Origin of the sequence: Aquipuribacter nitratireducens, from assembly GCF_037860835.1 — a bacterium.
GTDB lineage: Bacteria > Actinomycetota > Actinomycetes > Actinomycetales > JBBAYJ01 > Aquipuribacter > Aquipuribacter nitratireducens.
Window position 1 is genome coordinate 189004 of sequence record NZ_JBBEOG010000002.1, and the last position, 20333, is coordinate 209336.

Below are 20333 nucleotides of genomic sequence, written 5' to 3' on the forward strand. Positions count from 1 at the left end.
ACGCGCTCACCACTGCAGCAGCACGAGCTCGGCGCAGAAGCCGGGGCCCATGGCGAGCAGCAGCCCGTGGCTGCCGGGGGGCGGCGTGCGCTCCCGCAGGGTCGCCTCCAGCACGTGGAGGACGGACGCGCTCGACAGGTTGCCGACGGCGGCGAGCGAGCGCCACGTGAGCGCCAGCGCGTCGTCGTCCAGGGCGAGGGTCTCCTCCATGGCGCGGAGCACCTTCGGGCCGCCGGGGTGGGCGACCCACGTCGTGACGTCGGCGAGGTCGAGGTGGTGGTCGGCGAGGAAGGTCTTGACGTCGTCGCCGAGGTGCTCGCGCACGAGGTCCGGCACACCCGCGTCGAGGACGATCCGGAACCCGCTCGTGCCGATGTCCCAGCCCATCGTCCGCTCCGTGCCGGGGTACAGCCGGCTGCGGGTGGCGATCACGCGCGGCACGCCGCCCGGCAGACGGTCCGCGTCGGCGCCGCCGCGCAGCACGACCGCGGCGGCGCCGTCACCGAAGAGGCCGCTCGCCACGAGGTTCGCGCGGGACGCGTCGTCGGCCTGGAGGGTGAGGGAGCACAGCTCGACCGAGAGCAGCAGCGCGACCCGGTCGGCGCCGCCGGAGAGGTGGTCGTGGAGCCGCGCCACCCCGGCCGCCCCGGCGACGCAGCCGAGGCCGAACACCGGTAGCCGCTTGACGTCGGGGCGCAGCCCGAGCCGGTGGACGAGCCGGGCCTCGAGGGACGGGACGGCGAGCCCGGTGACGGTCGTCGACATCACGACGTCGACGTCCTCGGGCGTGCACCCCGCCGCCTCGAGCGCCTCCCGGGCGGCGCGCTCGGCGAGCGCGAGCGCCTCCGTCACGAAGACGTCGTTGCTGGCGCTGAACCCGCCGAGGTCCCGGTACTCGCCCAGCGGACGGACGAGGTGCCGGGTCCGTACTCCCGCGGAGGCGTGCACCTGGGCGAGCAGCGCGCGGGCGCGCGGGTCGGCCCCGGCGCCGCCGAGGACGACGTCGGCGAGCTCCGCCGTGATGTCGTCCTGGTCGTAGACGTGCGGAGGCACCACGCCCCGCGCGGACAGGACCGCGGTTCCGGCGCCAGGCATGACGGCACGGTAGGCCGCCCCGACGGCCCCCGCCCGTGGTGGCGCGGGGCAGGCGCGGCGGCCAGGGTGGGCTCCGTGGCGTGGACGGACCTGCCGGCACCGACGCGGCGCCGCGGTCGGCGGCCCCTCGCGGGGCTCCTCCGGGCGTCGCACCCGGGCCCGTCCGTGGCCGTCACCGGGTTCGCGTTCGCGTGGGCGCTGCTCGGCGCCGGCGCCCCCACGGGCACCGCCCTGCTCGTCGCCGCCGCGGTCCTCGCCGGTCAGCTGTCGGTCGGCTGGTGCAACGACTGGGTCGACGCCGGTCGGGACCGCCGCGCGGGCCGGGCCACCAAGCCGGTGGTCGCCGGGCTCGTCGGCCGCCGCCTCGTCGGGCTGGCCGCCCTCACCGCGCTCGCGGCGTGCGTCGGGCTGTCGCTGCTGCTCGGGCCCACGGCCGCCGCGGTCCACCTCGTCGCGGTCGCCTCCGCGTGGGCGTACGACGTCGGCGTGAAGGCGACCCCCCTGAGCCCCCTGCCGTACGCGGTGTCGTTCGGGCTGCTGCCCGCCGTCGCCACGCAGGCGGTCGACGGCACGTGGCCGCCGCCGCACCTGCTCGTCACCACCGCGCTGCTGGGGGTCGCGGCGCACTTCGCCAACACCGTGCCCGACGCCGCCGGCGACGCGAGGGTCGGCGTCCGCGGGCTGCCGCAGCGGCTCGGCCCCCGCGCCTCGGTGGTGGTGGCGGCCCTCGCGCTGGCCGGCGGGGCGCTCGTCCTGCTCCTCGCGTCCCCCCGGCCGACCGGTCCGACGCTCGCCGACGGGCTTCTCGGCGTCGCCGTCGTCCTCGCGGGGGTCGGGGCGGTCGCGGCGCTGCGGCCCGCCGCGCGCCGCGGGCGCGAGGTGTTCTGGGGGGTGGTGGGGTCGGCGGGGCTCGTCGTCCTCGCAGTGCTGGTCGGGTGACGCCCGGAGGTCGACCTCCACCCGGACGGGTCTCGCGCCGATGGACCTGTCGTGGGCGTGACCGGGGACCGGCGACGCCGGAGGAGGGACCGGTCGAGCGCGGCCGGCGTGGCCGCGGCCACGACCGTCGTGGCGCTGGCCGCGGGTCTCGCCTTCGGCGCACTCGTGCACGCCCTGCCGGAGGAGCGCTTCGCCACGCTCGTCGTCGACGACCTCGTCCAGCTGGTCGCGCCGCTGCTCGCCGTCGTCGCGTGCGCCCGGACGGCCCGCCGGGTCGGCTCGCACGCCGACGCCCGGCTGTGGCGCTGGCTGCTGGCGGCCTGCGCCTCGTGGGGGGCGGGACAGCTCGTGTGGTGCGGCTACGAGCTCGTGCTGCGCGTCGAGCCGCCGTTCCCCTCGGTCGCCGACGTCGGGTTCCTCGGCTTCCCCGTGCTCGCGGCCGTCGGCCTGCTGCGCTGGCTCGCGCGCGACGGGCAGGTGAGTGCCTCCGCGCGCGACCTGCTCGACGGGTCGGTGACCGCGGGGGCGCTGCTCATGGTGTCGTGGCAGTCCGGGCTCGGTGACGTCGTCGCCGCCACCGGCTGGTCACCGGGCCTCGCGCTGGCCACCGCCTACCCCCTCGGCGACGTGGTGTCGGCGACGGCGGTCCTGCTGGTCCTCGCCCGCTCGGGCCTCGGTCGCCGGCCGTGGCTGCTGCCGCTCGCGCTGGGCCTGCTGAGCCTCGCCGTCGCGGACTCCGCCTACGTCTACCTCGAGGCCGCCGGCGGCTACGCCACCGGCAGCGCCGTGAGCGCCGGCTGGGTGACGGGCTTCCTGCTCGTCGCGGCCGCGGCGGCGGCCGTCCCCGCGGCAGGCGGGCAGGACGGCGCGGGCGGCGGGCGGCGGCTGGCGGACGGGCTGTTCCACCTGCCCTACGTCGCGGCCGGCCTCGCGCTCGCGCCCCTCGGCGTCGCCGCTGCGGCCGGCCGCCCGACGTCCGCGTCGGCGTCCCTGCTCGCCGGGGTGCTGTTCGCGCTCGTCATGGTGCGGCAGTACCTCGTGCTGCGCGAGAACCGCAGCCTGCTCGTGCGGCTGCGGGCCCGGGAGGCGGCGCTCGCGCACGAGGTGATGCACGACGCCCTCACCGGTCTCGCCAACCGCGCCATGCTGCTGGGACGTCTCGACCAGCTGCTCGCCCAGCACGCCCGCGACGGGCGCGGGCTCGTCCTCGTCTTCTGCGACCTCGACGGGTTCAAGGCGGTCAACGACGGCCACGGCCACCTCGCCGGCGACGCGGTGCTCCGGGAGACCGCGACCCGCCTGCGGGCGGTCCTCCGTGCCTCCGACACCGTCGCGCGGCTCGGCGGGGACGAGTTCGCCGTGCTCCTCGAGCCGCCGCACGAGGACCCGCTCGAGCTCGCGGCGCGCCTGGTGGCGGCGGTCGCACGGCCGGTGCCCCTCGACAGCGGCGGGCTGGTCGGCGGCGGGGCCGGGCTCGCCCCGCAGGTGTCGGTCGGCGTGAGCGTCGGGGTCGCGCTGGTGCGGCCCGGGGCCCCGGCGCGACTGGCGGCCCGCGAGATCCTCGTCGCGGCCGACACCGCGATGTACTCGGCGAAGAGCGGGACGAGGCAGGCGGGGGCGGACCGCGCGGAGAACCGCACGGAGAACCGTGCGGAGAACCGTGCGGTCCTCGTCGAGATCGACGAGGACCGCACGGGTCGCGTCGACGGCCTCGCGCCGGCGGCGCGCTAGGCGCCCGACCGGCGCACGGCCGCGCGGGGGTCGGACGCGAGGGGTCAGACCAGCGCCGGCTCGGTGCTGCGGGCGGCGCCGGCGAGGCCCGTCATGCCGCGGACGGCGCGGTGGGCGACCGCGGCGGCGACGAGGGTGAACGCGCGCAGGCGCGCCACGACGGGCTCCGTCGCGTCGAGCATGACGCCGACGACCACGGGCCGGACGCCGACGACCGCGGCGCGGTCGGCCAGCGCGAACAGCGTGGCGGCGTGGGCGTCGAGACCGTCGCGCTCGACGGCCTCCGCGAGGTCGGTGACGGCGGCGGGGGTGAAGCTGCGGTCCATGGTCTGGCTCCTCTCGGGCGTCGGGTCCGGCAGCGGTGGCGGACGGGTGTCTCTGTGCAGGTCAGGCTGGTGTTCCGGGGTGCCCGGGGCGGCCTGTGCCACAAAGGTACGGAGGGCAACGCCATTACGTCCAACGATGCTTTTTCATGATCCTGATCGCGTATGCTTATCGTTCGTGACGACCTCCTCGCGTTCGTTCGACGATGTCCAGGTCCGGCACCTGCGGGCGCTCGTGGCGGTGGCCGAGGAGGGGTCGTTCCGGGGTGCGGGGCACCTGCTCGGCTACAGCCAGTCCGCGATCAGCCAGCAGGTCGCCGGGTTGGAGCGGGCCGTCGGCATGGCGGTCTTCGACCGACCGGGTGGACCGCGACCGCCGACCCTCACACCGGCCGGGCGCCTCCTGCTGCGGCACGCCACCGCGGTGCTCGACCGGCTCGCCGCCGCCGCCGAGGAGGTCGAGCAGCTGCGGCAGGGCACGAGCGGGCGCCTGGTCATCGGCACGTTCCAGTCCGTGTCCGTGCAGCTGCTGCCGGAGCTGCTCGGCCGGCTCCGTGCGGACGTGCCGGGCCTCGACGTCCGGTTGTTCGAGGAGGAGGTCGTCGACCTCGTCGACCGGGTCGCCGCCGACGAGCTCGACCTCGCCTTCGTCGTCGGCCCGGTCGACGACTCCCGCGTCGAGCACGTGCTCGTGCGCCAGGACCCGCTGCGGGTCGTCGTCCCGCTCGCGTGGGCGGACCCCGGGGCGCGGAGCTTCCCGCTCGACGAGCTGCGGGGACGGCCCATGATCGGGCAGAGCGTCATGGACAGCTACCAGCGGCGCATCGACGCCGCGTTGCAGGCGGCGGGCGTGGACCCCGCGTACGTGTTCCGCACGAACGACAACGGCGCCGTGCAGGCCATGGTCCGCGCCGGGATCGGCGCCTCGGTCATGCCGGAGCTCGCCGTCGACCTCGACGACGACGGCGTCCGCGTGCTCGCGCCGGAGCCGGCACTGCCCCTGCGCGACGTGGAGCTCGTGTGGCGGCGGGGGCGGACGCAGTCCGCGGCCGCACGGCGCTTCGTCGAGCTCGCGGCGTCCGCCGTCGGCGGAACCCCTGGTGCAACGGATGTAACGGAGTAATCATCGTTGCATGAAGCACACCGACACCACCACGAAGATCACCAGCTGGCTGCGGGGCCGGCTCCCGGAGGCGTGGCACCCCGGGGACGCACGGGTCACCGTCGACCGCGAGGAGGTGCTCGTCCTCCTGCCGCTGCCCGGGGGTCCGGCGCCCACGGACGCGGGGTCCGACGGGGACGGCGCCGAGCCGGACCCCGACGAGCGGGACGGCCGTGTCCAGCGGTTCCGCTCCGAGACGCGCGGCGAGCGGATGACGATCGCCGACGAGGCCCAGCGCCGCTACGGCCGCACCGTGTCCTGGGGCGTCGTCGCCGGCGACCACGAGGAGCTGTTCACCACCCTCGCGGTCCCCGTCATGACCCGCCTGCGCCAGCCCGAGCGGCTCGTCCTCGAGACGCTCGTCGAGGCGGGTGTCGCGCGGTCCCGGGCGCACGCCCTCGCGTGGTGCGTCCGGCTCGTCGGGCGGCACTCCGCGGACTGGCTCGCCGAGCTGCGCGAGGCGATGACGGCGGTCGAGCGCGTCCGTGACGAGGGGCCCGCGGTGTGAGACTCCCGGTGCGAGGCGATGGCGGGGGTTCGCGCCACCGGTCCGCCGTGGGCTAGGTTGCGACCGCCCCGCGACGCGGGGCACCGCGCGTCCAGCGAAGTCCGGTGGGAAACCGGCGCTGTCCCGCAACTGTGGAGGGTCCTCGCGGGCCCCGAGCCAGGTCGCCTGGTCACGCGGTCACGTACTGGTCCTCGGACGAAGGACGGTTCGTGTCGCGCCCCGGCAGGGAGACGACCCGCACCCAGCTCGTCCCCTCACCCAGGGGAGTCCCGTGACGCACCGCACCCCGCGCCGGCTCGTCGCCGCCGCGGCCCTCACCACCTCGCTCGCCCTCCTCGCCGCGTGCGGCGGGGGCACCTCCGACCCGGCCGCGGGCGAGGCGGCCTCGCCCGCCCCGCCCACCGCGGCGACCGCGGCGGCGAGCACGACGGCGGCGGACGCCTTCCCCGTCACCGTCGCCTCCGGGCAGCTGCCCGACACCACCGACATCGAGATCGCCGAGCGTCCCGACAGCGTGGTGTCGATCAGCCCGACCGCGACCGAGATGCTCTTCGCCGTCGGCGCCGGCGAGCAGGTCGTCGCCGTCGACGCCTTCTCCTACTACCCGGAGGAGGCACCCGTCACCGACCTGTCGGGCTTCGAGCCCAACCTCGAGGCGATCCTCGCCTACGAGCCGGACCTCGTCCTCACCTCCGGTGACCCCGGTGACCTCGAGAGCGGCCTGGCCGCCGCAGGTGTACCGACGTTGCTGCTGCCCGCCGCGGTCGACCTCGAGGAGACCTACGACCAGCTTCGCCGGATCGGCGCCGCCACCGGCAACAGCGAGGGCGCGGAGGCCGTCGTCGCCGACATGAGCGAGCGCATCGACGCCGCGGTGGCCGAGGCGGGCGGCGCCGGCGAGGGGCTGACGTACTACCACGAGCTCGACCCGTCGTTCTTCACCGCGAGCGGCGACACGTTCATCGGCGAGGTCTACGGGCTCTTCGGGCTGGAGAACATCGCCGACGCCACGGGCGAGGCGTACCCGCAGCTGTCGCAGGAGTTCGTCGTGGAGGCCGACCCCGACGTCGTCTTCGTCACCTCCGGCGACTTCTCCGCGACCCCGGAGGAGATCGCGTCCCGGCCGGGCTGGGCGGGCATCACGGCCGTCGAGAACGACGACGTCGTCGTCGTCGACTCCGACGTCGCGAGCCGGTGGGGCCCGCGTACCGCCGACTTCGCCGAGTCCGTGGCGGAGTCGCTCACCGAGGTGACCGCAGGGGCGGCCGCCGGGTGAGCACCCCCGCCGCAGCCCGCAGGCCCCTCGCCGCCGCCCTCGGGCGCGGCGCGGGGCCGGCGGGCGCGCGGCCCGGCCGGCGTGCGCTGTGGGTCGCCGCGGCCGCCGTGCTGCTGGTCGCTGCCCTCACCCTCGGCGTCCTCGTCGGGCCCGCCGGGCTGACGCCGAGGGCGGTGCTCCTCGAGCTCTGGGGTGCGGCGACGGGGTCGAGGGGTGACAGCGGCCTCAGCGCCCAGCAGCAGGCGATCCTCTGGCAGATCAGGCTGCCGCGGGTCGTGCTCGGTGCCGTGGTCGGCGCCATGCTCGCCCTCGCGGGAGCGGCGTACCAGGGCGTGTTCCGCAACCCGCTCGCCGACCCGTACCTGCTCGGGGTCTCCAGCGGGGCCGGTCTCGGCGCGACGCTCGCCATCGTCGCCGGCGGGGCGATCGGCGGGCTCGGCCTGCCCGTCGTCGCCTTCATCGGCGGGCTGCTCGGGGTCGGGGCCACGTACGCCCTCGGCAGCAGCGTGGGGGGCGGCGTCCGCTCGCCCGTGGTCGTGGTGCTCGCCGGCGTGGCGGTCGCCGCGTTCCTCAACGCCGTCCAGACCTTCGTCCAGCAGCGCTACGACGACACGCTCCGCTCGGTGTACTCGTGGCTGCTCGGCCGGCTCTCGACGCAGGGGTGGTCGGAGGTCGTCACCGTCCTGCCGTACGTCGTCGTCGCGGCCGTCGTCGTGCTCCTGCACCGGCGCGTGCTCGACGTCATGGCGGTCGGCGACACCGAGGCGCGCAGCCTCGGCGTCGACACGGGCCGGACGCGCCTCGTCCTCGTCGTCGCCGCCACGCTCGGCACGGCGGCGGTCGTGTCCGTCAGCGGCCTCATCGGCTTCGTCGGCATCGTCGTGCCCCACGCGGTGCGGCTCGTCCTCGGCGCCTCCCACCGCACGCTGCTGCCGGTGTCGATGCTCGTCGGCGCCGCCTTCCTCGTCGCCGCCGACGTGCTGGCCCGCACGGCGATGAGCCCCGCCGAGCTGCCGATCGGGGTCGTGACGGCGCTCGTCGGCGCTCCCTTCTTCGTCCTCGTGCTGCGACGGGCGCGACTGCGGTGACCGGGCGGAGCGCGCCCGGGGCCGGGGACGGGGCCGGGGACGAGGCCGGCGAGGGCCTGTGGTGTCGCGACCTCGACGTCGACCGCGGCGGCGTCCGGGTCGTCCACGGCCTCGACCTCGACGTCCCGCCGGGGCAGTGGCTCGGGCTCGTCGGCCCCAACGGCGCCGGCAAGACGACGTTCCTCCACGCCGTCGGCGGCCTCCTGGCGTTCGCCGGGCACGTGCGGGTCGCCGGCGCGGACCCGGCCCGCACGGGGGAGCGGGCACTCGCCCGCCTCGTCGCGCTCATGCCGCAGCGTCCGGTCGTGCCGGAGGGCACGAGCGTCCGGGAGCTCGTGGGTCTCGGCCGCACCCCGCACGTCCCGCGCTTCGGCGTGACCGGACCCCACGACGACGCCGTCGTGGAGCGCTGCCTCGAGCGGCTGTGCCTCGAGCACGTCGCCGACCGCCCCGCGACGCAGCTGTCCGGCGGCGAGCTCCAGCGCGTGGTCCTCGCCCGCGCGCTCGCGCAGGAGCCTCGGGTGCTGCTGCTCGACGAGCCGACGAGCGCCCTCGACATCGGCCACCAGCAGACCGTCCTCGACCTCGTCGACGACCTGCGGCGCGAGGCGGGGCTCACGGTGCTCGCCGCCATGCACGACCTCACCCTTGCCGCGCAGTACGCCGACCGCCTCGTGCTGCTCGAGGCGGGCCGGGTCGCGGCGGACGGCCCCCCGGCCGCGGTGCTCGACCCCGTGGTCCTCCACCGGGTCTACGGGGCTCGGGTCGAGGTCCTGCCGGCCGGCAGCGGGCCGGCCGTCGTGCCCCTCCGGACCGGGGCCGGGTTCGTCGCGCACCCCCGGCCCCGGGCCGGCGACCGCCTCTGAGGGACCTCCGGTGGGCCGGGCGCGGGCAGGATGGGGTCGTGCCGACGTCCCCCAAGCAGCGCGTCCGCGTCCTCGCCCTCGCGGCGGCGAGGCGCCCCGACGGCCGGCTCCTCGTCCAGCGCAGCCGGCACCCGGTGTCGGGGGAGACGTTCCACCGCCTCGTCGGCGGCGGTGTCGACTTCGGGGAGACCGCCGCGCAGGCGCTGACCCGCGAGCTCGACGAGGAGCTCGGTGCGGACGCCGTCGTCGCGCCCGTGCCGCTGGCGTGGCTGGAGAACCTGTTCGAGCTCGGTGGGGTGCCGGGTCACGAGGTGTGCGCCGTCCTCGCCACGACGCTCGACGAACCCGCCGTCACCGGTCGCGACGACCTCGGCACCATCCCCGGCACGAGCGCCACCGCCCACTGGCTGCTCGAGGACGAGGTCCTGGACGGGCCGGTGCCGCTCTACCCTGACGGGGTCGGGGACGTGCTGCGGGCCTGGTGCGACGACGGCGCCCCGTCGCCTCAGCGGGGCTGACGGGGCGACCGTCGTCCGCTGCGCCACCCGACGACGGCGAGCGCGAGCAGCCCGAGCGTCCACGCGGCCACCAGGGCGACGGTCGCGGGGCCGGGGGTCGTGAGGTCGGGCAGGAGGGGCCGCAGCGCGCGGTACACCGGCCACGGCGTGCGGGAGAAGTCGACGACGAGGGTGTGGACGCCCGTCGAGGTCGCCACGGCGAGCGTGAGGAACGCGCCGAGCCCGAGGACCCCGAGGGCCGCCGTCACGCCGGGGCGCACCCGACCCCGCCCGGCCGCGACCCACGCCGCGGCGAGCAGCACGAGCGCCGGCAGCACGACGACCAGCTGGCGGCCCGGCCACCACCACCCGTGCATCGTCTGCGCCACCCACGTCGCGACCACCCAGCCCGCCGCGAGGACCGCGAGCAGGAGCGGGTGCCCGGGCCCACGACGCCGCAGCGCCCAGGCGACGACGAGCGGCACGAGGAGGAACACCGGTGCCCACGGGAGCAGCCCGAAGTCCCGGTCGAGGAGCAGCCCGACGAGACGCTGGGTCCGCGCGAGGTAGGCGGGGTCCGGGCCGGTCGCCGACACCGACCCCCCCTCGAAGTAGTCGCCCGCCGCGTAGGCCGTGAGCCCGCCGTACACCGCGAGGTGGAACCACAGCCAGTGGAGCCCGGCGAGGCCGACCCCCACGGCCCACAGGGCCAGCGCGGGCCGGTCCCGTCGCAGCCACCACAGCGCGGCGCCCGCGAGGACGGCGGCCACGAGCGCGTACTTCACCGCCAGCCACGGCAGCGCGACCACGACGAGGCCGAGCGCGACGGCCGCACCGCGCCGGGGCCGGCCGAGCAGGCACCCCAGCGCGGTGACGACGGCGAGCGCGGCCGGCAGCTCGGGGTACAGCTGGGTGGCGTACACGACGAGCGGCGGGGACAGCGCGAACGACGCGGTGACGACGAGCGCGGGGACCACCGGCACCGCGAGCCGGCGGACCGCCACCCACGCGGTGAGCGACGCCGCCAGCCCCGCGAGGAGCGCGAGGGTGGTCCTCGCGAGGACCCACGCGGGCAGGCCGGTGGCGTCGGCGACGCGGACGGCCGGCACGAGCAGGACCGGCAGGAGCGGGTCGTGCGGGCTCAGCCGCGACCCGTCGGGCCGCTCGCGCGTCTGCTCGGGGAGGTCGGCGGCGTGGAAGTCGCGCCACACCTCCTCGCGCAGCTCGTCGGCGATGTCGAGGTCGCCGTCGCGCGCCAGGGACACCGCCGTCAGGAGGTACTGGGGCTCGTCGGCGGTGAGCTGGGCGCCGTACGTCGCGCGCGCCGTCACCCCGAGGCCCGCGACGACGGCGACGAGGACGCCGAGCGCGACGAGCGCGGCTCCCGTACGCACGCGCGACCCCCGCCGACCAGGCCCTCAGCCGCCGCTCAGCCGTCGAGGCCGCTGGAGGCGATGAGCTCGCGGGTGCGGGCGAGGCCGCCGCCGAGACCGTCGACGTCGAACGTCGCGACGCCGAGCCCCTCGAGCGGCGGCAGGTCGGCGCTGGGCTCGACGCCGGCGGCGAGCGGGTACTCGAAGGTCTCGTCGGAGAAGAACGTCTGCGCCTCCTCGCCCAGCACGAACCGGATGAACGAGTCGGCGAGCTCGGGGGAGTCGGCGGTCGCGAGCTTCCCGACGCCGGTGGTGATGACGAGGTTGCCGATGTCGCCGTCGGCGAAGAAGTAGTTCTCCGTGCCGATGCCGGGGTCCTCCGCGAGCGCGCGGTAGTTGTAGTAGTGGTTGACGAGGCCCATCGGGACCTCGCCCCGGCCGACCGCCTGCACGATCGCGGTGTTGTTCGCGTACGTGGGGGAGTCGTTCTCCGCCATCCCGCGCAGCCACTCCTCCGCGACGTCGTCGCCCTGGGTCTCGCGCAGCGCCGTGACGAAGTCCTGGAAGGAGCCGTTGCTCGGGGCGACCGCGACGCGGCCCGCGTACTGGGGGTCGGTGAGGTCGAGGACGCTGTCGGGCAGGTCGGCGGGGTCGACGGCGTCGGTGTCGTACACGAGGGTGCGGACGCGCCCGGACATGCCGACCCAGCTGCCGTCGTCGGCGCGGAAGGCCGGGTCGACGAGCCCGAGGACGGACTCGTCGATCGGGGCGAGGGCGCCGAGGCCGTCGAGGTAGCCGACGGCACCCGGGCTCTGGGAGATCACGACGTCGGCCGGGCTGCTGTCGCCCTCCTGCTCCAGCAGGAGGGCGAGGTCGGCGGAGTCGCCGTAGCGCACGTCGACGTCCACGTCGTTCTCCTCGGCGAACTGCTCGAGCAGCGGGCCGATGAGGTTCTCCGTCCGTCCCGAGTACACGGTGAGCGTCTCCCGGTCCGAGCCGCAGGCGGCGAGCCCGGCGGTGAGGCCCGCGACGAGGCAGGCGACGGCGACGGCGCGACGGGTGGTGGCGGACATGCAGCGGCTCCTCGGGCTGTGCGGGGACGTGGTCGAGCGGACTCAGGCGGCGAGGGTGGTCGCCTCGACGGCGAGGGTGTGGGCGAGCTGGCGGCGCACGACCGCGTCGAGGTCGGTGGCGGGGTCGACCCCGAGCGCGCGCAGCCGGTCGGTGGCCGCCCACGAGGCGGGCACCTCCTCCGCGGCGGCGGGCGCGACGTGGAGGCGGAGCGGGCCCCCGGCGCAGCCGGCGTCGACGACGGCGCGTCGGACGGCGTCGACGATCTCGGCGAGGGTGCGCGGACGCCCGGAGCCGAGGTTGACGACGCCGGTCGCGCCCCGGTCGAGGACGGCGAGGACACCGTCGACGACGACGTCGACGTCGGTGACGTCGCGTCGCCGGCCGAGGTCCCCCAGCACGCGCAGCGCCCGGCCCGTGCGCGCGGCGTCGAGCCACGCGGCCACCGCCATGTCGGGGCGCTGGCCCTCGCCGAGGACGGTGAAGGGTCGGGCCACCGTGACGGTGCCGCCGGCCGCCGTGCGGGCGCGGCACGCCTCCTCCACCGCGACCTTCCACGCGGCGTAGCGCCCGACCGGGCGGACCGGGTCGGTCTCGCGGCTCGGTCGGGCGGTGCCGGTCGCGTCGAGGCAGCCGCCGTACACCGCGGAGGAGGACAGGACGACGAGCGGTGTCGCGAGGGGGGTCGCGGCGAGGACGGTCTCGGCGCTCGCGAGGATGTCACGGGCCCGGGCGGCCTCGAGGTCGGCGTGGCTCGTGCCGGGCGCCGCGCGGACCCCGGACAGGGCCGCGCAGTGCACCACCGCGTCGGCGGCGGCCGCCTCGAGGCGGAGGACCGTCGCGGTCCAGGGGTCGGTGGGGTCGGCGAGGTCGGCGCGGACGGTGGCGAGCGCCCCCGCCCCGTCGCGGGCGGCCGCCGCGAGCGGCGCGGGCGGGGCGGGGCGGCGGTCGACGGCGACGACGTCGTCGCCGCGGGACAGCACCCGGGCGACGAGCCGGGAGCCGATGAAGCCGGACGACCCGGTCACGACGATGCGCACGAGCCGGGACATTACATCAGCCACTCGTCCCGTAAATGATGGGATGCTTTCGGTCGTGCACCGGCTCCGCGGCTCCTCGACCGCATGGGCGGCCGCGGCGCTCCTCACGGTGCTCGCGGTCGCGCTCGTCGTCCGCACGGTCGACGCGGCGGCCCTCGCCGACGCCGGCCGCCGGCTCGCGGCCTCGCCCGGCGGTGCGCTCGTCGCGCTCGCCTGCTTCGGCGCGGCGTTCGCGCTCCGTGGGTGGGCGTGGACGCGGGTGCTGCCCGCCCTGCCGCCGGGCCAGGCGTGGGCGGGCGTCCACGTCGCGCTGCTCGGCAACCGGCTGCTGCCGCTGCGGCTCGGCGAGCCCCTGCGCGTCGTCTCCGCCGTCCGGCGCGTGCCCGGACTCGGTCCGGCCGCCGCGACCGCGTCCACGGTGTCGCTGCGTGGTGCCGACACGGTGGCCCTGCTCGCCGTGGGCGCGGGAGCGGCCGTCGCGCTCGGTCTCGACGCCCGGGACGCCGGCGGCGCCGCCGTCGCCGTGGCGGGCCTCGTCGCCGCCGCCGTGACGGGCGGCGGGGCGTGGTGGCTCGTGCGGCTGCGCGCCCGCGGGCACGCGGTGCGCCCGCCCGGGGCCGCTGCCGTGGCCGCGACCCTGCTCGCGTGGCCGCTCGAGGCGGTCGTCGTCCTCGTCGCGGCCAGGGCCGTCGGGCTCGACCTCGACGTCGCCGGTGCGCTCGTCGTCACCGCGGCCGCCGTGCTCGCCCAGGTCGCCGCCGTCGCGCCCGGCGGCCTCGGCACGTACGAGGGCGGGGCGGTCGCCGGGTACGTGCTCCTCGGCCACGACCCCGCCACCGGCCTCGCCGCGGCCGTCGTCACCCGCGCCCTCACCACCGTCTACGCCCTCGTCGCAGGAGGAGTCGCCGTGCTCGCCCCGTCCCCGTCCCTGCTCGGTCGCCTCCGCCTGCCGCGGCGGCTCCCGCCGCGCCCAGCGGCCGGTCCCGCGCCCGCCGCCGACGCCCCCGTCGTGCTGGTCCTCCCGGCGCACGACGAGGCGGCGAGCGTCGCCGACGTCGTCGCCCGCGCGCCGCGCACGGTGCTCGGGCGCCCCGTCCGGGTCGTCGTCGTCGACGACGGCTCGCGGGACGGCACCGCCGTCCGCGCACGCGCCGCGGGAGCCGAGGTCGTCGAGCACGGCCGGAACCGCGGGCTGGGGGCGGCCGTCCGCACGGGGCTCGCGCACGGCGTCGGGCTCGGTGCGGCGGCGGTCGCCTTCGCCGACGCCGACGGGGAGTACCCGCCCGAGGAGCTCGCCGCCGTCGTCGGGCCCGTGCTGGCCGGGGACGCGGACTACGTCGTCGGCTCCCGCTTCGCCGGTCGCATCGACCGGATGCTGCCGCACCGCCGGTTCGGCAACCGGGTGCTGACGTGGTGGGTGCGGTGGCTGACCCGGCACCCGGTGACCGACGGCCAGTCCGGGTACCGGGCGCTGTCACCGGCGGCGGCCGCGGACGCCGAGATCGTCCACGACTACAACTACGCCCAGGTGCTCACCCTCGACCTGCTCGGCAAGGGCTACCGGTACGCGGAGGTGCCGATCAGCTACGGCTTCCGCACGACCGGGACCTCCTTCGTCCGGCTCGGGCGCTACCTGCGCAGCGTCGTGCCCGCGGTCCACCGCGAGCTCAACGCCTGAGGGCCGCTCAGCCGTCGGTGGCCTCGGGCTCGCTGCCCGAGCCCTCCTCGGTGCCGGAGCCGGAGCCGGAGCCCGAGCCGGAGCCCGAGCCGGAGCCGGAGCCGTCCTCGGAGCCGGTGCCGTCGAGGTTGCGGACCTCGGCGCCGTCGTCGGCGCAGGCGGTGAGACCGCCGGCGAGGGCGACGACGACGGCGAGGGAGGCGAGTGCGCGGCGCATGGAGGACCTTCCGGGTCGGGAGCACGACGTCGCCAATACGTGACGACGGCGTGACCTTATCCGATGAGGCGGGACTCCATCAGTCCTGGACCACGTGCTCGGCGAAGCCCTCGCGCGCCCGGGCCCACGCAGCCTCGTCGACGAGCCCGTCGGGGCGCCGGCAGCGCACCGCCGCCTCGGCCATGGCGAGGGTGTGGTGGGTGTTGTCGTGGGCGAGGAGCCCCTGCCGGCCGAACGTGAGCAGCCCCGGCACGGCGTCGACGGCGGCGAGGAGCCGCTCGAGCGCCGCCTCGGCCCCCACCGGGTGCACGGGGTAGGCCGACGGCACGCGCCGCACGACGACGTCCGCCACGTCGGGCACAGGCAGGTCGTGGGACGCGAGGGCGTCGAGGACGAGGCGTCCGAGCGCGTCGTCGCCGCTGCCCCACAGCGCGTCGCCCGCCTGGCACGGCACCTCGGCGGTGAGGACCGTGACGCCGTCGGGGTCGGCGCCGTCGCGGTAGTTGCGCGGCTCCGACACCCGCGTGAGGGGCGTCGCCGCGCCCGGCAGGTAGTGGGCGTCGTACGGGGTCCACGACCGCCTGCCGCGCGGGAGCGGCACGACGAGGTGGACGACGAGCATGGCCCGGGACGGCAGCGACGGCAGGGGGCTGCCGTCGGGGGAGCGCAGGCCCGCGAGCCGGGCGAGCAGCGGCAGCGGCACCGTCGACCACACCTGGCGGGCCCGGAGCACGCCCGTGCCGGTCGTGACGAACCAGCCGCCCGCTCCGTCCCGCTCCAGGGCCGTGGCGGGGTCGTCGGTCCGGATGCGGGCGCCCGCGGCGCGGGCCGCGTCGGCGAGGACCTCGCTGATGCGGCCGAAGCCCCCGGCGGGGTAGTGGAAGAACCGGCTGCTCGCCTGCCGGCCGGCCGCGACGCGGGCGAGCAGCCGCCAGGGGGAGTCCGCGCTGATGCGTCGCCGCGCCTGCTCGCCGCTGAGGTCCGCCGGGTCCAGGCCCCACACCTTGCGGGCGTACGGGAAGTAGAACTCACCGCCCATGACGTCACCGAGACCGGTGCGCACGTAGGACTCGAACGTCGAGGTGTCCCGGCGCCGCACGGTCGCCGCGAGGCTGCTGAGCCCGGCGCGGGCGAGGAAGCCCGGCGGCAGGGTCGTCGCGAGGTCGCGCGGCCGCAGCGGGAAGTCGACCCAGCGACCGGCGAGCCGCGCCCGGCCGTTGCGCCGGCGGGTCTGCAGCTCGTCCCCGAGCAGCCCGCGCAGCAGCGACATCACCACCGGGTCGGTGGCCGGGTGCAGCCGGTGGCTGCCGACGTCGACGCTCACGCCCGCGACCCGGTGGCTCGCGGTCAGCCCGCCCACGTGGTCCTCGCGCTCGAGGACGACCACGTCGGTCCCGGACTGCGCGAGGCGCAGGGCCGCGCCGAGCCCCGCCGGGCCCGCCCCGAGGACGACGACGTCCGCCTCGTCGGCCCGGTCCGTGCCGGCGCTCACGCGTCGTCCGTCGCGCGCCGGGACGGCCCGAGCTCGGGGCGGAGCACGAGCAGCCACGTGAGGACCGCCGACATCGCGAGCAGCACGAGCGAGGTCACGCCGACCTCGGCGAAGAAGCCGTCCTGGGCGGCGAAGAAGATCCGTGTCGCGAGGGTCTCGAAGCCGGTGGGGGCCAGCAGCGCCGTGGCCGGCAGCTCCTTGAGGGTGCTGAGCAGGACGAGGCCCGCGCCCGCCACGAGACCGGGCACCACGAGCGGCAGGTCGACGGTGAGGAAGCGCCGCGCCGGGCCGGCGCCCAGCGTCCGCGCGGCCTCGCCGAGCCGTCCCGGCACCGCCGCCACCGCGGTCTGCGACGCGCGCAGCGCCTGCGCGCCGAAGTGGAGGACGTAGCCGAGGACGAGCAGCGGGAACGTCTGGTACAGGCCCGAGAGGGGGCCGGGCGCCTGGAGGGCGAAGAAGACGAGCGCGAGGGCGACGACGAGGCCCGGGAGCGCGAAGACGCTCGTGACGACGGCGACGACGGCTCGCGTCGTCGCGCTCGGGCGCCGCACCGAGGCGACGGCGAGCGGCAGGACGACGAGGACCGCGGCGACCGCCGCCGCGACGGACACCCCGACGGAGCCGAGGGCGGGCGCGACGAGGAAGGCGAGGGAGTCCCCGGGGCCGGAGTACCCGACGCCGGTGGTCGCCGAGCCGCGCAGCGCCCACCAGGCGAGCACGACGACGGGGGCGACGAGGGCGAGGCCGACGACGGTGACGGGGACGAGGCTGAGGGGCGCACGCAGCCGGCCGAGGCGCACGACCGCGGCGGGCCGTGCGGGCCGCGGGCCCGGGGGCGCCGCGGCGGCGGAGCGGGCCGCGAGGGCGACGAGGACGGCGAGGACGGCGAGGAAGAGCCCGAGCGTCACGGAGGTCGTGCGGTCGAGGAGCCGGCTCGCGTAGAGCGCACGCGTGATCGTGTCGTAGCGGAGGAGGGCGACCGCCCCGAAGTCCGACAGCACGTAGAGGAACACGAGCAGCCCACCCGCGGCCGTCGCGGCGCGCAGCTGCGGGACGAGCACGGTGAGCACCGTTCGGAACGGCCCGGCGCCGAGCAGGCGGGCGGCCTCCTCGTGGTTGCGGGACACCAGCCGCAGGCGCGCGAGCACGACGAGGTAGACGTAGGGGTAGGTGAGGAGGGTGAGGACGACCGCGGCGCCCCAGAAGCCCTCCGGGCGGGGGAGGAACGGCACGAGCCCGCCGGGACCGGTCGCGGCCAGCCACGCCGTCGCCCCCACGAAGCTCGGGATGACGAGCGGCAGGGCGAGCGCGACGCGTAGGGCACCGCGCCCGTGGACGTCGGTCCGCGTCACGAGGACCGCGAGGCCCGTGCCGAGCACCATGGCAGCGACGGCGCACGTGGACGCGAGCAGGAGCGAGGCGGCCAGCGGTCCGAGGACCGCCGGCGTCGCCACGACGGCGACGAGGTCGCCGCCCAGCCGCGTCGACTCCCACGCGAGGTAGAGGGCGGGGAAGGCGAAGAACACCCCGACGAGGGCGACGAGGACCGTGCCGGCCCGGTGCCGCCACGCGACGGGTGTCCGCCCGGGGCGGCCGCGTCGACGGGCGCCCGCCGGGGGGGCCGGCTCCTCGGGGCGGACGACCGGGACGAGCCCGTCGGTCACTACGCGGGGACCGGCGTGGCGGCCACCCCGGCGGGCACGTCCGGGTAGCTCGTGGTGCGGGGGCCCGCGAACCGGACGCCGACACGGTCGCCGACCCCGAAGCGGGGGCCCGCGGCGGCCCGCACCAGCAGGTCGAGGTCGCCGAGCCGGACCGAGTAGCTGCAGTCGTGGCCGTAGAAGGCGACGTCGGTGACGACGGCCGGTCCGTCCGGCTCCAGGTCGAGGTGCTCGGGACGCACGAGGACCTGGCGGCCCGTCCCGGTCGCCGTGGCGCCCGCCGCCTCAGCGCGCACGGGGATGTCGCCCAGCGGGGTGGCGGCGAGGTCCGCGTGCAGCGTGGCGGGGAGCAGGTTCGCCTCGCCGACGAAGCGGGCCACCCACGGGTCGACCGGCGAGGCGTACACCTCGGCGGGGGTGCCGACCTGGCGGACCCGGCCCTCGCGCATGACCGCGACGCGGTCCCCGAGGACGAACGCCTCCTCCTGGTCGTGCGTGACGAAGACCGACGTCACGCCGACCGCCCGGAGCAGGGCGTGGATCTCCGTGCGGACCCGGACCCGCAGCGCCGAGTCGAGGCCGGTGAAGGGCTCGTCGAACAGCAGCACCCGGGGGCGGGGGGCCAGCGCGCGCGCGAGCGCGACCCGCTGGGCCTGGCCGCCGGACAGCTCGTGGGGACGCCGGTGCGCGAGGTGCGCGAGGTCGACGAGCTCGAGGGTCTCCTGCACCCGGCCCGCCCCGAGCTCCGCGCGGCCGAGGCCGTAGGCGACGTTGCGCTCGACGGTGAGGTGGGGGAAGAGCGCGGCGTCCTGGAACACCATGCCGACCCGGCGCCGCTCGGCGGGGACGTCCCGGCCGGGGCCGGTCAGGACGTCGCCGTCGACGGTGACCGTGCCGGAGTCCGGACGCTCGAGGCCCGCGACGACGCGCAGCAGGGTCGTCTTGCCGCAGCCGCTCGGGCCGAGCAGGGCGAGGCTCTCGCCGCGTCCCACGGCGACCGTCGCGCCGTCGAGCGCCACGGTCGTACCGAAGCGCCGGCGCACGTCGGAGGCCACGAGGAAGTCCTCGCGCTCAGGCGAATTCGGCATCGTCTCCCTTTCGGATACGCCTCAGGGTAGCCGTGCCTCGCCTCGGCTCCCAGCGGTGCCCCGGGGCCGTCGGCAGGTGCGCCTCTTCGGGTGAGTCGCGCCCGGTCGGCTCGGGTCGCGCGCGTACCCGGCCGAGGCTCACGTGGTCGGAAGCCGCCCAGAAATTTGCCAGATCGTTATCCGGGACGTCATGGTCGTCAGCAGACAGCACGCCCGCCCGGCCCTCGAGGGCCCGGCCGCACGTGGAGCCGGTCTCACCGTGCTCCCCGGCCGCGGTGCCCGACCCGGGGCGGAAGCGCCGCCGTCGCGCCCGGGGGGGACGCGACCCGACGACAGAGAGCTCATGACCCGACACACCACTGGCCACCGCGCGTCCCTGCGCCCGCTGCGCCGCGTCCTCGCGACGACCGGCGCCACGCTCGCCGTCGTCGCCCTCGGCGTCGGTGCGAGCGCCGTCGCGACCTCGCCGACCCTCGCGGGCGCCGACGACCGCGTCGCCCTCGGCACCCTCCTCGGTGAGGAGCCCGGGGCCGCCGGCGCCGAGGCCGCCCTCGCCGAGCGCGAGCAGGAGCAGGCGTCCCGCTCGCAGCGCGCCCCGCTGCCCGCGGGGCTCCCGAGCACGTCGTCGCAGGCCCAGGCGTGGGCCGAGGCGGACGCGGCCGCCCAGCAGCTCCTGCAGGAGCGCCAGGACGTCGCCGACGCCGAGCGCGAGCGCAAGGCGGCGGAGGCGGCGCGTCAGGCCGCCGAGGAGGAGGCCGCGCGTCAGGCCGCCGAGGAGGCCGCGCGAGTCGCCGCCGAGGAGGAGGCGGCGCGCAAGGCAGCCGAGGAGGAGGCCGCGCGTCAGGCCGCCGAGGAGGAGGCCGCGCGCAAGGCAGCCGAGGAGGAGGCCGCCCGCGCGGCGGCCGCCGCAGCGGCGACCCCCGGCTCCAACCGCGCCCTCGGCCAGCAGCTGCTCGCCGAGGCGGGTTTCGGCGCCGGCCAGTGGTCGTGCCTCGACGCGCTGTGGCAGAAGGAGTCGAACTGGAGCCACACCGCCGACAACCCGACGTCGAGCGCGTACGGCATCCCCCAGGCGCTCCCCGGTTCGAAGATGGCCTCCGCCGGGTCCGACTGGGAGACGAACCCGGCGACGCAGATCCGCTGGGGCCTCGGGTACATCGCCGACCGGTACGGCACCCCGTGCGCGGCATGGGAGCACAGCCAGGCGCACAACTGGTACTGAGCCGGC

The 20333-nt window shown here is 77.1% G+C and carries 19 protein-coding genes; 10 read left to right on the plus strand and 9 right to left on the minus strand.

Annotated elements, in window-relative coordinates; translation table 11 throughout:
• Nucleotides 1-6: 6 nt before the first annotated feature.
• Complete coding sequence (locus WAB14_RS04280) at nucleotides 7-1095, minus strand: type III polyketide synthase (RefSeq protein WP_340267727.1); 1089 nt, start codon at nucleotides 1093-1095, stop codon at nucleotides 7-9.
• 75 nt (nucleotides 1096-1170) lie between these two features.
• Here WAB14_RS04280 and WAB14_RS04285 point away from each other — a divergent pair, with 75 nt between their 5' ends.
• Together WAB14_RS04285 and WAB14_RS04290 are read left to right on the plus strand one after the other, a co-directional pair.
• The gene (locus WAB14_RS04285) at nucleotides 1171-2034 is read left to right on the plus strand and encodes a UbiA family prenyltransferase (protein WP_340267729.1); all 864 of its coding nucleotides are present in this window, start codon (nucleotides 1171-1173) and stop codon (nucleotides 2032-2034) included.
• Between the two features lie 108 nt (nucleotides 2035-2142).
• Entirely contained in the window at nucleotides 2143-3765 is a 1623-nt protein-coding gene (locus WAB14_RS04290) for a diguanylate cyclase domain-containing protein (protein ID WP_340267731.1), read from the plus strand.
• A 44-nt stretch (nucleotides 3766-3809) separates the two neighbouring features.
• Here the strand turns inward: WAB14_RS04290 and WAB14_RS04295 are convergent, their stop codons facing one another.
• Entirely contained in the window at nucleotides 3810-4091 is a 282-nt protein-coding gene (locus tag WAB14_RS04295; RefSeq protein ID WP_340267733.1) for a hypothetical protein, read from the minus strand.
• Nucleotides 4092-4266: 175 nt separating this feature from the next.
• Between WAB14_RS04295 and WAB14_RS04300 the strand changes: the two genes are divergently transcribed.
• From WAB14_RS04300 to WAB14_RS04325, 6 genes are all read left to right on the plus strand, one after another.
• Complete coding sequence (locus WAB14_RS04300) at nucleotides 4267-5211, plus strand: LysR family transcriptional regulator (RefSeq protein ID WP_340267735.1); 945 nt, start codon at nucleotides 4267-4269, stop codon at nucleotides 5209-5211.
• Nucleotides 5212-5221: 10 nt separating this feature from the next.
• The gene (locus WAB14_RS04305) at nucleotides 5222-5758 is read left to right on the plus strand and encodes a hypothetical protein (protein ID WP_340267737.1); all 537 of its coding nucleotides are present in this window, start codon (nucleotides 5222-5224) and stop codon (nucleotides 5756-5758) included.
• Between the two features lie 271 nt (nucleotides 5759-6029).
• Complete coding sequence (locus WAB14_RS04310) at nucleotides 6030-7034, plus strand: ABC transporter substrate-binding protein (RefSeq protein WP_340267739.1); 1005 nt, start codon at nucleotides 6030-6032, stop codon at nucleotides 7032-7034.
• Nucleotides 7031-8122, plus strand: a complete 1092-nt coding sequence (locus tag WAB14_RS04315; RefSeq protein WP_340267741.1) for a FecCD family ABC transporter permease — start codon at nucleotides 7031-7033, stop codon at nucleotides 8120-8122. Before WAB14_RS04310 ends, WAB14_RS04315 begins: the two co-directional genes overlap by 4 nt.
• Nucleotides 8119-8988, plus strand: a complete 870-nt coding sequence (locus WAB14_RS04320) for an ABC transporter ATP-binding protein (RefSeq protein ID WP_340267743.1) — start codon at nucleotides 8119-8121, stop codon at nucleotides 8986-8988. The genes WAB14_RS04315 and WAB14_RS04320 overlap by 4 nt, the downstream gene beginning before the upstream one ends.
• A gap of 38 nt (nucleotides 8989-9026) precedes the next feature.
• Nucleotides 9027-9506, plus strand: coding sequence for an NUDIX domain-containing protein (locus WAB14_RS04325; RefSeq protein WP_340267745.1), 480 nt, complete (start codon nucleotides 9027-9029; stop codon nucleotides 9504-9506).
• Here WAB14_RS04325 and WAB14_RS04330 read toward each other — a convergent pair.
• The 3 genes from WAB14_RS04330 to WAB14_RS04340 are packed head-to-tail and all read right to left on the minus strand — an operon-like array spanning nucleotide 9494 to nucleotide 12981.
• Nucleotides 9494-10879, minus strand: a complete 1386-nt coding sequence (locus tag WAB14_RS04330; protein ID WP_340267747.1) for a hypothetical protein — start codon at nucleotides 10877-10879, stop codon at nucleotides 9494-9496. The genes WAB14_RS04325 and WAB14_RS04330 overlap by 13 nt on opposite strands.
• Nucleotides 10880-10914: 35 nt before the next feature.
• Nucleotides 10915-11931 carry an iron ABC transporter substrate-binding protein gene (locus WAB14_RS04335; RefSeq protein ID WP_340267749.1) on the minus strand — a complete coding sequence of 339 codons (1017 nt, stop codon included), beginning with the start codon at nucleotides 11929-11931 and terminating at the stop codon, nucleotides 10915-10917.
• Between the two features lie 42 nt (nucleotides 11932-11973).
• A complete protein-coding gene (locus WAB14_RS04340) occupies nucleotides 11974-12981 on the minus strand; it encodes an NAD-dependent epimerase/dehydratase family protein (RefSeq protein ID WP_340267751.1) in 1008 nt (335 codons plus the stop codon).
• 43 nt (nucleotides 12982-13024) lie between these two features.
• Between WAB14_RS04340 and WAB14_RS04345 the strand changes: the two genes are divergently transcribed.
• Entirely contained in the window at nucleotides 13025-14647 is a 1623-nt protein-coding gene (locus tag WAB14_RS04345) for a glycosyltransferase family 2 protein (RefSeq protein ID WP_340267753.1), read from the plus strand.
• Nucleotides 14648-14654: 7 nt separating this feature from the next.
• Here the strand turns inward: WAB14_RS04345 and WAB14_RS04350 are convergent, their stop codons facing one another.
• The 4 genes from WAB14_RS04350 to WAB14_RS04365 form a co-directional block, all read right to left on the minus strand.
• Nucleotides 14655-14864 (minus strand): hypothetical protein, encoded by a 210-nt coding sequence (locus WAB14_RS04350; protein ID WP_340267755.1) that lies wholly within the window; start codon nucleotides 14862-14864, stop codon nucleotides 14655-14657.
• Nucleotides 14865-14943: 79 nt separating this feature from the next.
• Nucleotides 14944-16356 (minus strand): protoporphyrinogen/coproporphyrinogen oxidase, encoded by a 1413-nt coding sequence (locus WAB14_RS04355; protein WP_340267757.1) that lies wholly within the window; start codon nucleotides 16354-16356, stop codon nucleotides 14944-14946.
• Nucleotides 16353-18020, minus strand: a complete 1668-nt coding sequence (locus WAB14_RS04360) for an ABC transporter permease (protein WP_340267759.1) — start codon at nucleotides 18018-18020, stop codon at nucleotides 16353-16355. Before WAB14_RS04360 ends, WAB14_RS04355 begins: the two co-directional genes overlap by 4 nt.
• Entirely contained in the window at nucleotides 18020-19105 is a 1086-nt protein-coding gene (locus WAB14_RS04365) for an ABC transporter ATP-binding protein (protein WP_340267761.1), read from the minus strand. Before WAB14_RS04365 ends, WAB14_RS04360 begins: the two co-directional genes overlap by 1 nt.
• A gap of 343 nt (nucleotides 19106-19448) precedes the next feature.
• Between WAB14_RS04365 and WAB14_RS04370 the strand changes: the two genes are divergently transcribed.
• Entirely contained in the window at nucleotides 19449-20327 is an 879-nt protein-coding gene (locus WAB14_RS04370; protein WP_340267763.1) for an aggregation-promoting factor C-terminal-like domain-containing protein, read from the plus strand.
• Nucleotides 20328-20333 lie beyond the last annotated feature (6 nt).

Bases quoted from the DNA above. Each gene is read 5' to 3' on its own strand.
- WAB14_RS04280 (WP_340267727.1), bottom strand. From the start codon at position 1,095: ATGCCTGGCGCCGGAACCGCGGTCCTGTCCGCGCGGGGCGTGGTGCCT.
- WAB14_RS04295 (WP_340267733.1), bottom strand. From the start codon at position 4,091: ATGGACCGCAGCTTCACCCCCGCCGCCGTCACCGACCTCGCGGAGGCC.
- WAB14_RS04305 (WP_340267737.1), top strand. From the start codon at position 5,222: ATGAAGCACACCGACACCACCACGAAGATCACCAGCTGGCTGCGGGGC.
- WAB14_RS04335 (WP_340267749.1), bottom strand. From the start codon at position 11,931: ATGTCCGCCACCACCCGTCGCGCCGTCGCCGTCGCCTGCCTCGTCGCG.
- WAB14_RS04340 (WP_340267751.1), bottom strand. From the start codon at position 12,981: ATGTCCCGGCTCGTGCGCATCGTCGTGACCGGGTCGTCCGGCTTCATC.
- WAB14_RS04350 (WP_340267755.1), bottom strand. From the start codon at position 14,864: ATGCGCCGCGCACTCGCCTCCCTCGCCGTCGTCGTCGCCCTCGCCGGC.
- WAB14_RS04365 (WP_340267761.1), bottom strand. From the start codon at position 19,105: ATGCCGAATTCGCCTGAGCGCGAGGACTTCCTCGTGGCCTCCGACGTG.
- WAB14_RS04370 (WP_340267763.1), top strand. From the start codon at position 19,449: ATGACCCGACACACCACTGGCCACCGCGCGTCCCTGCGCCCGCTGCGC.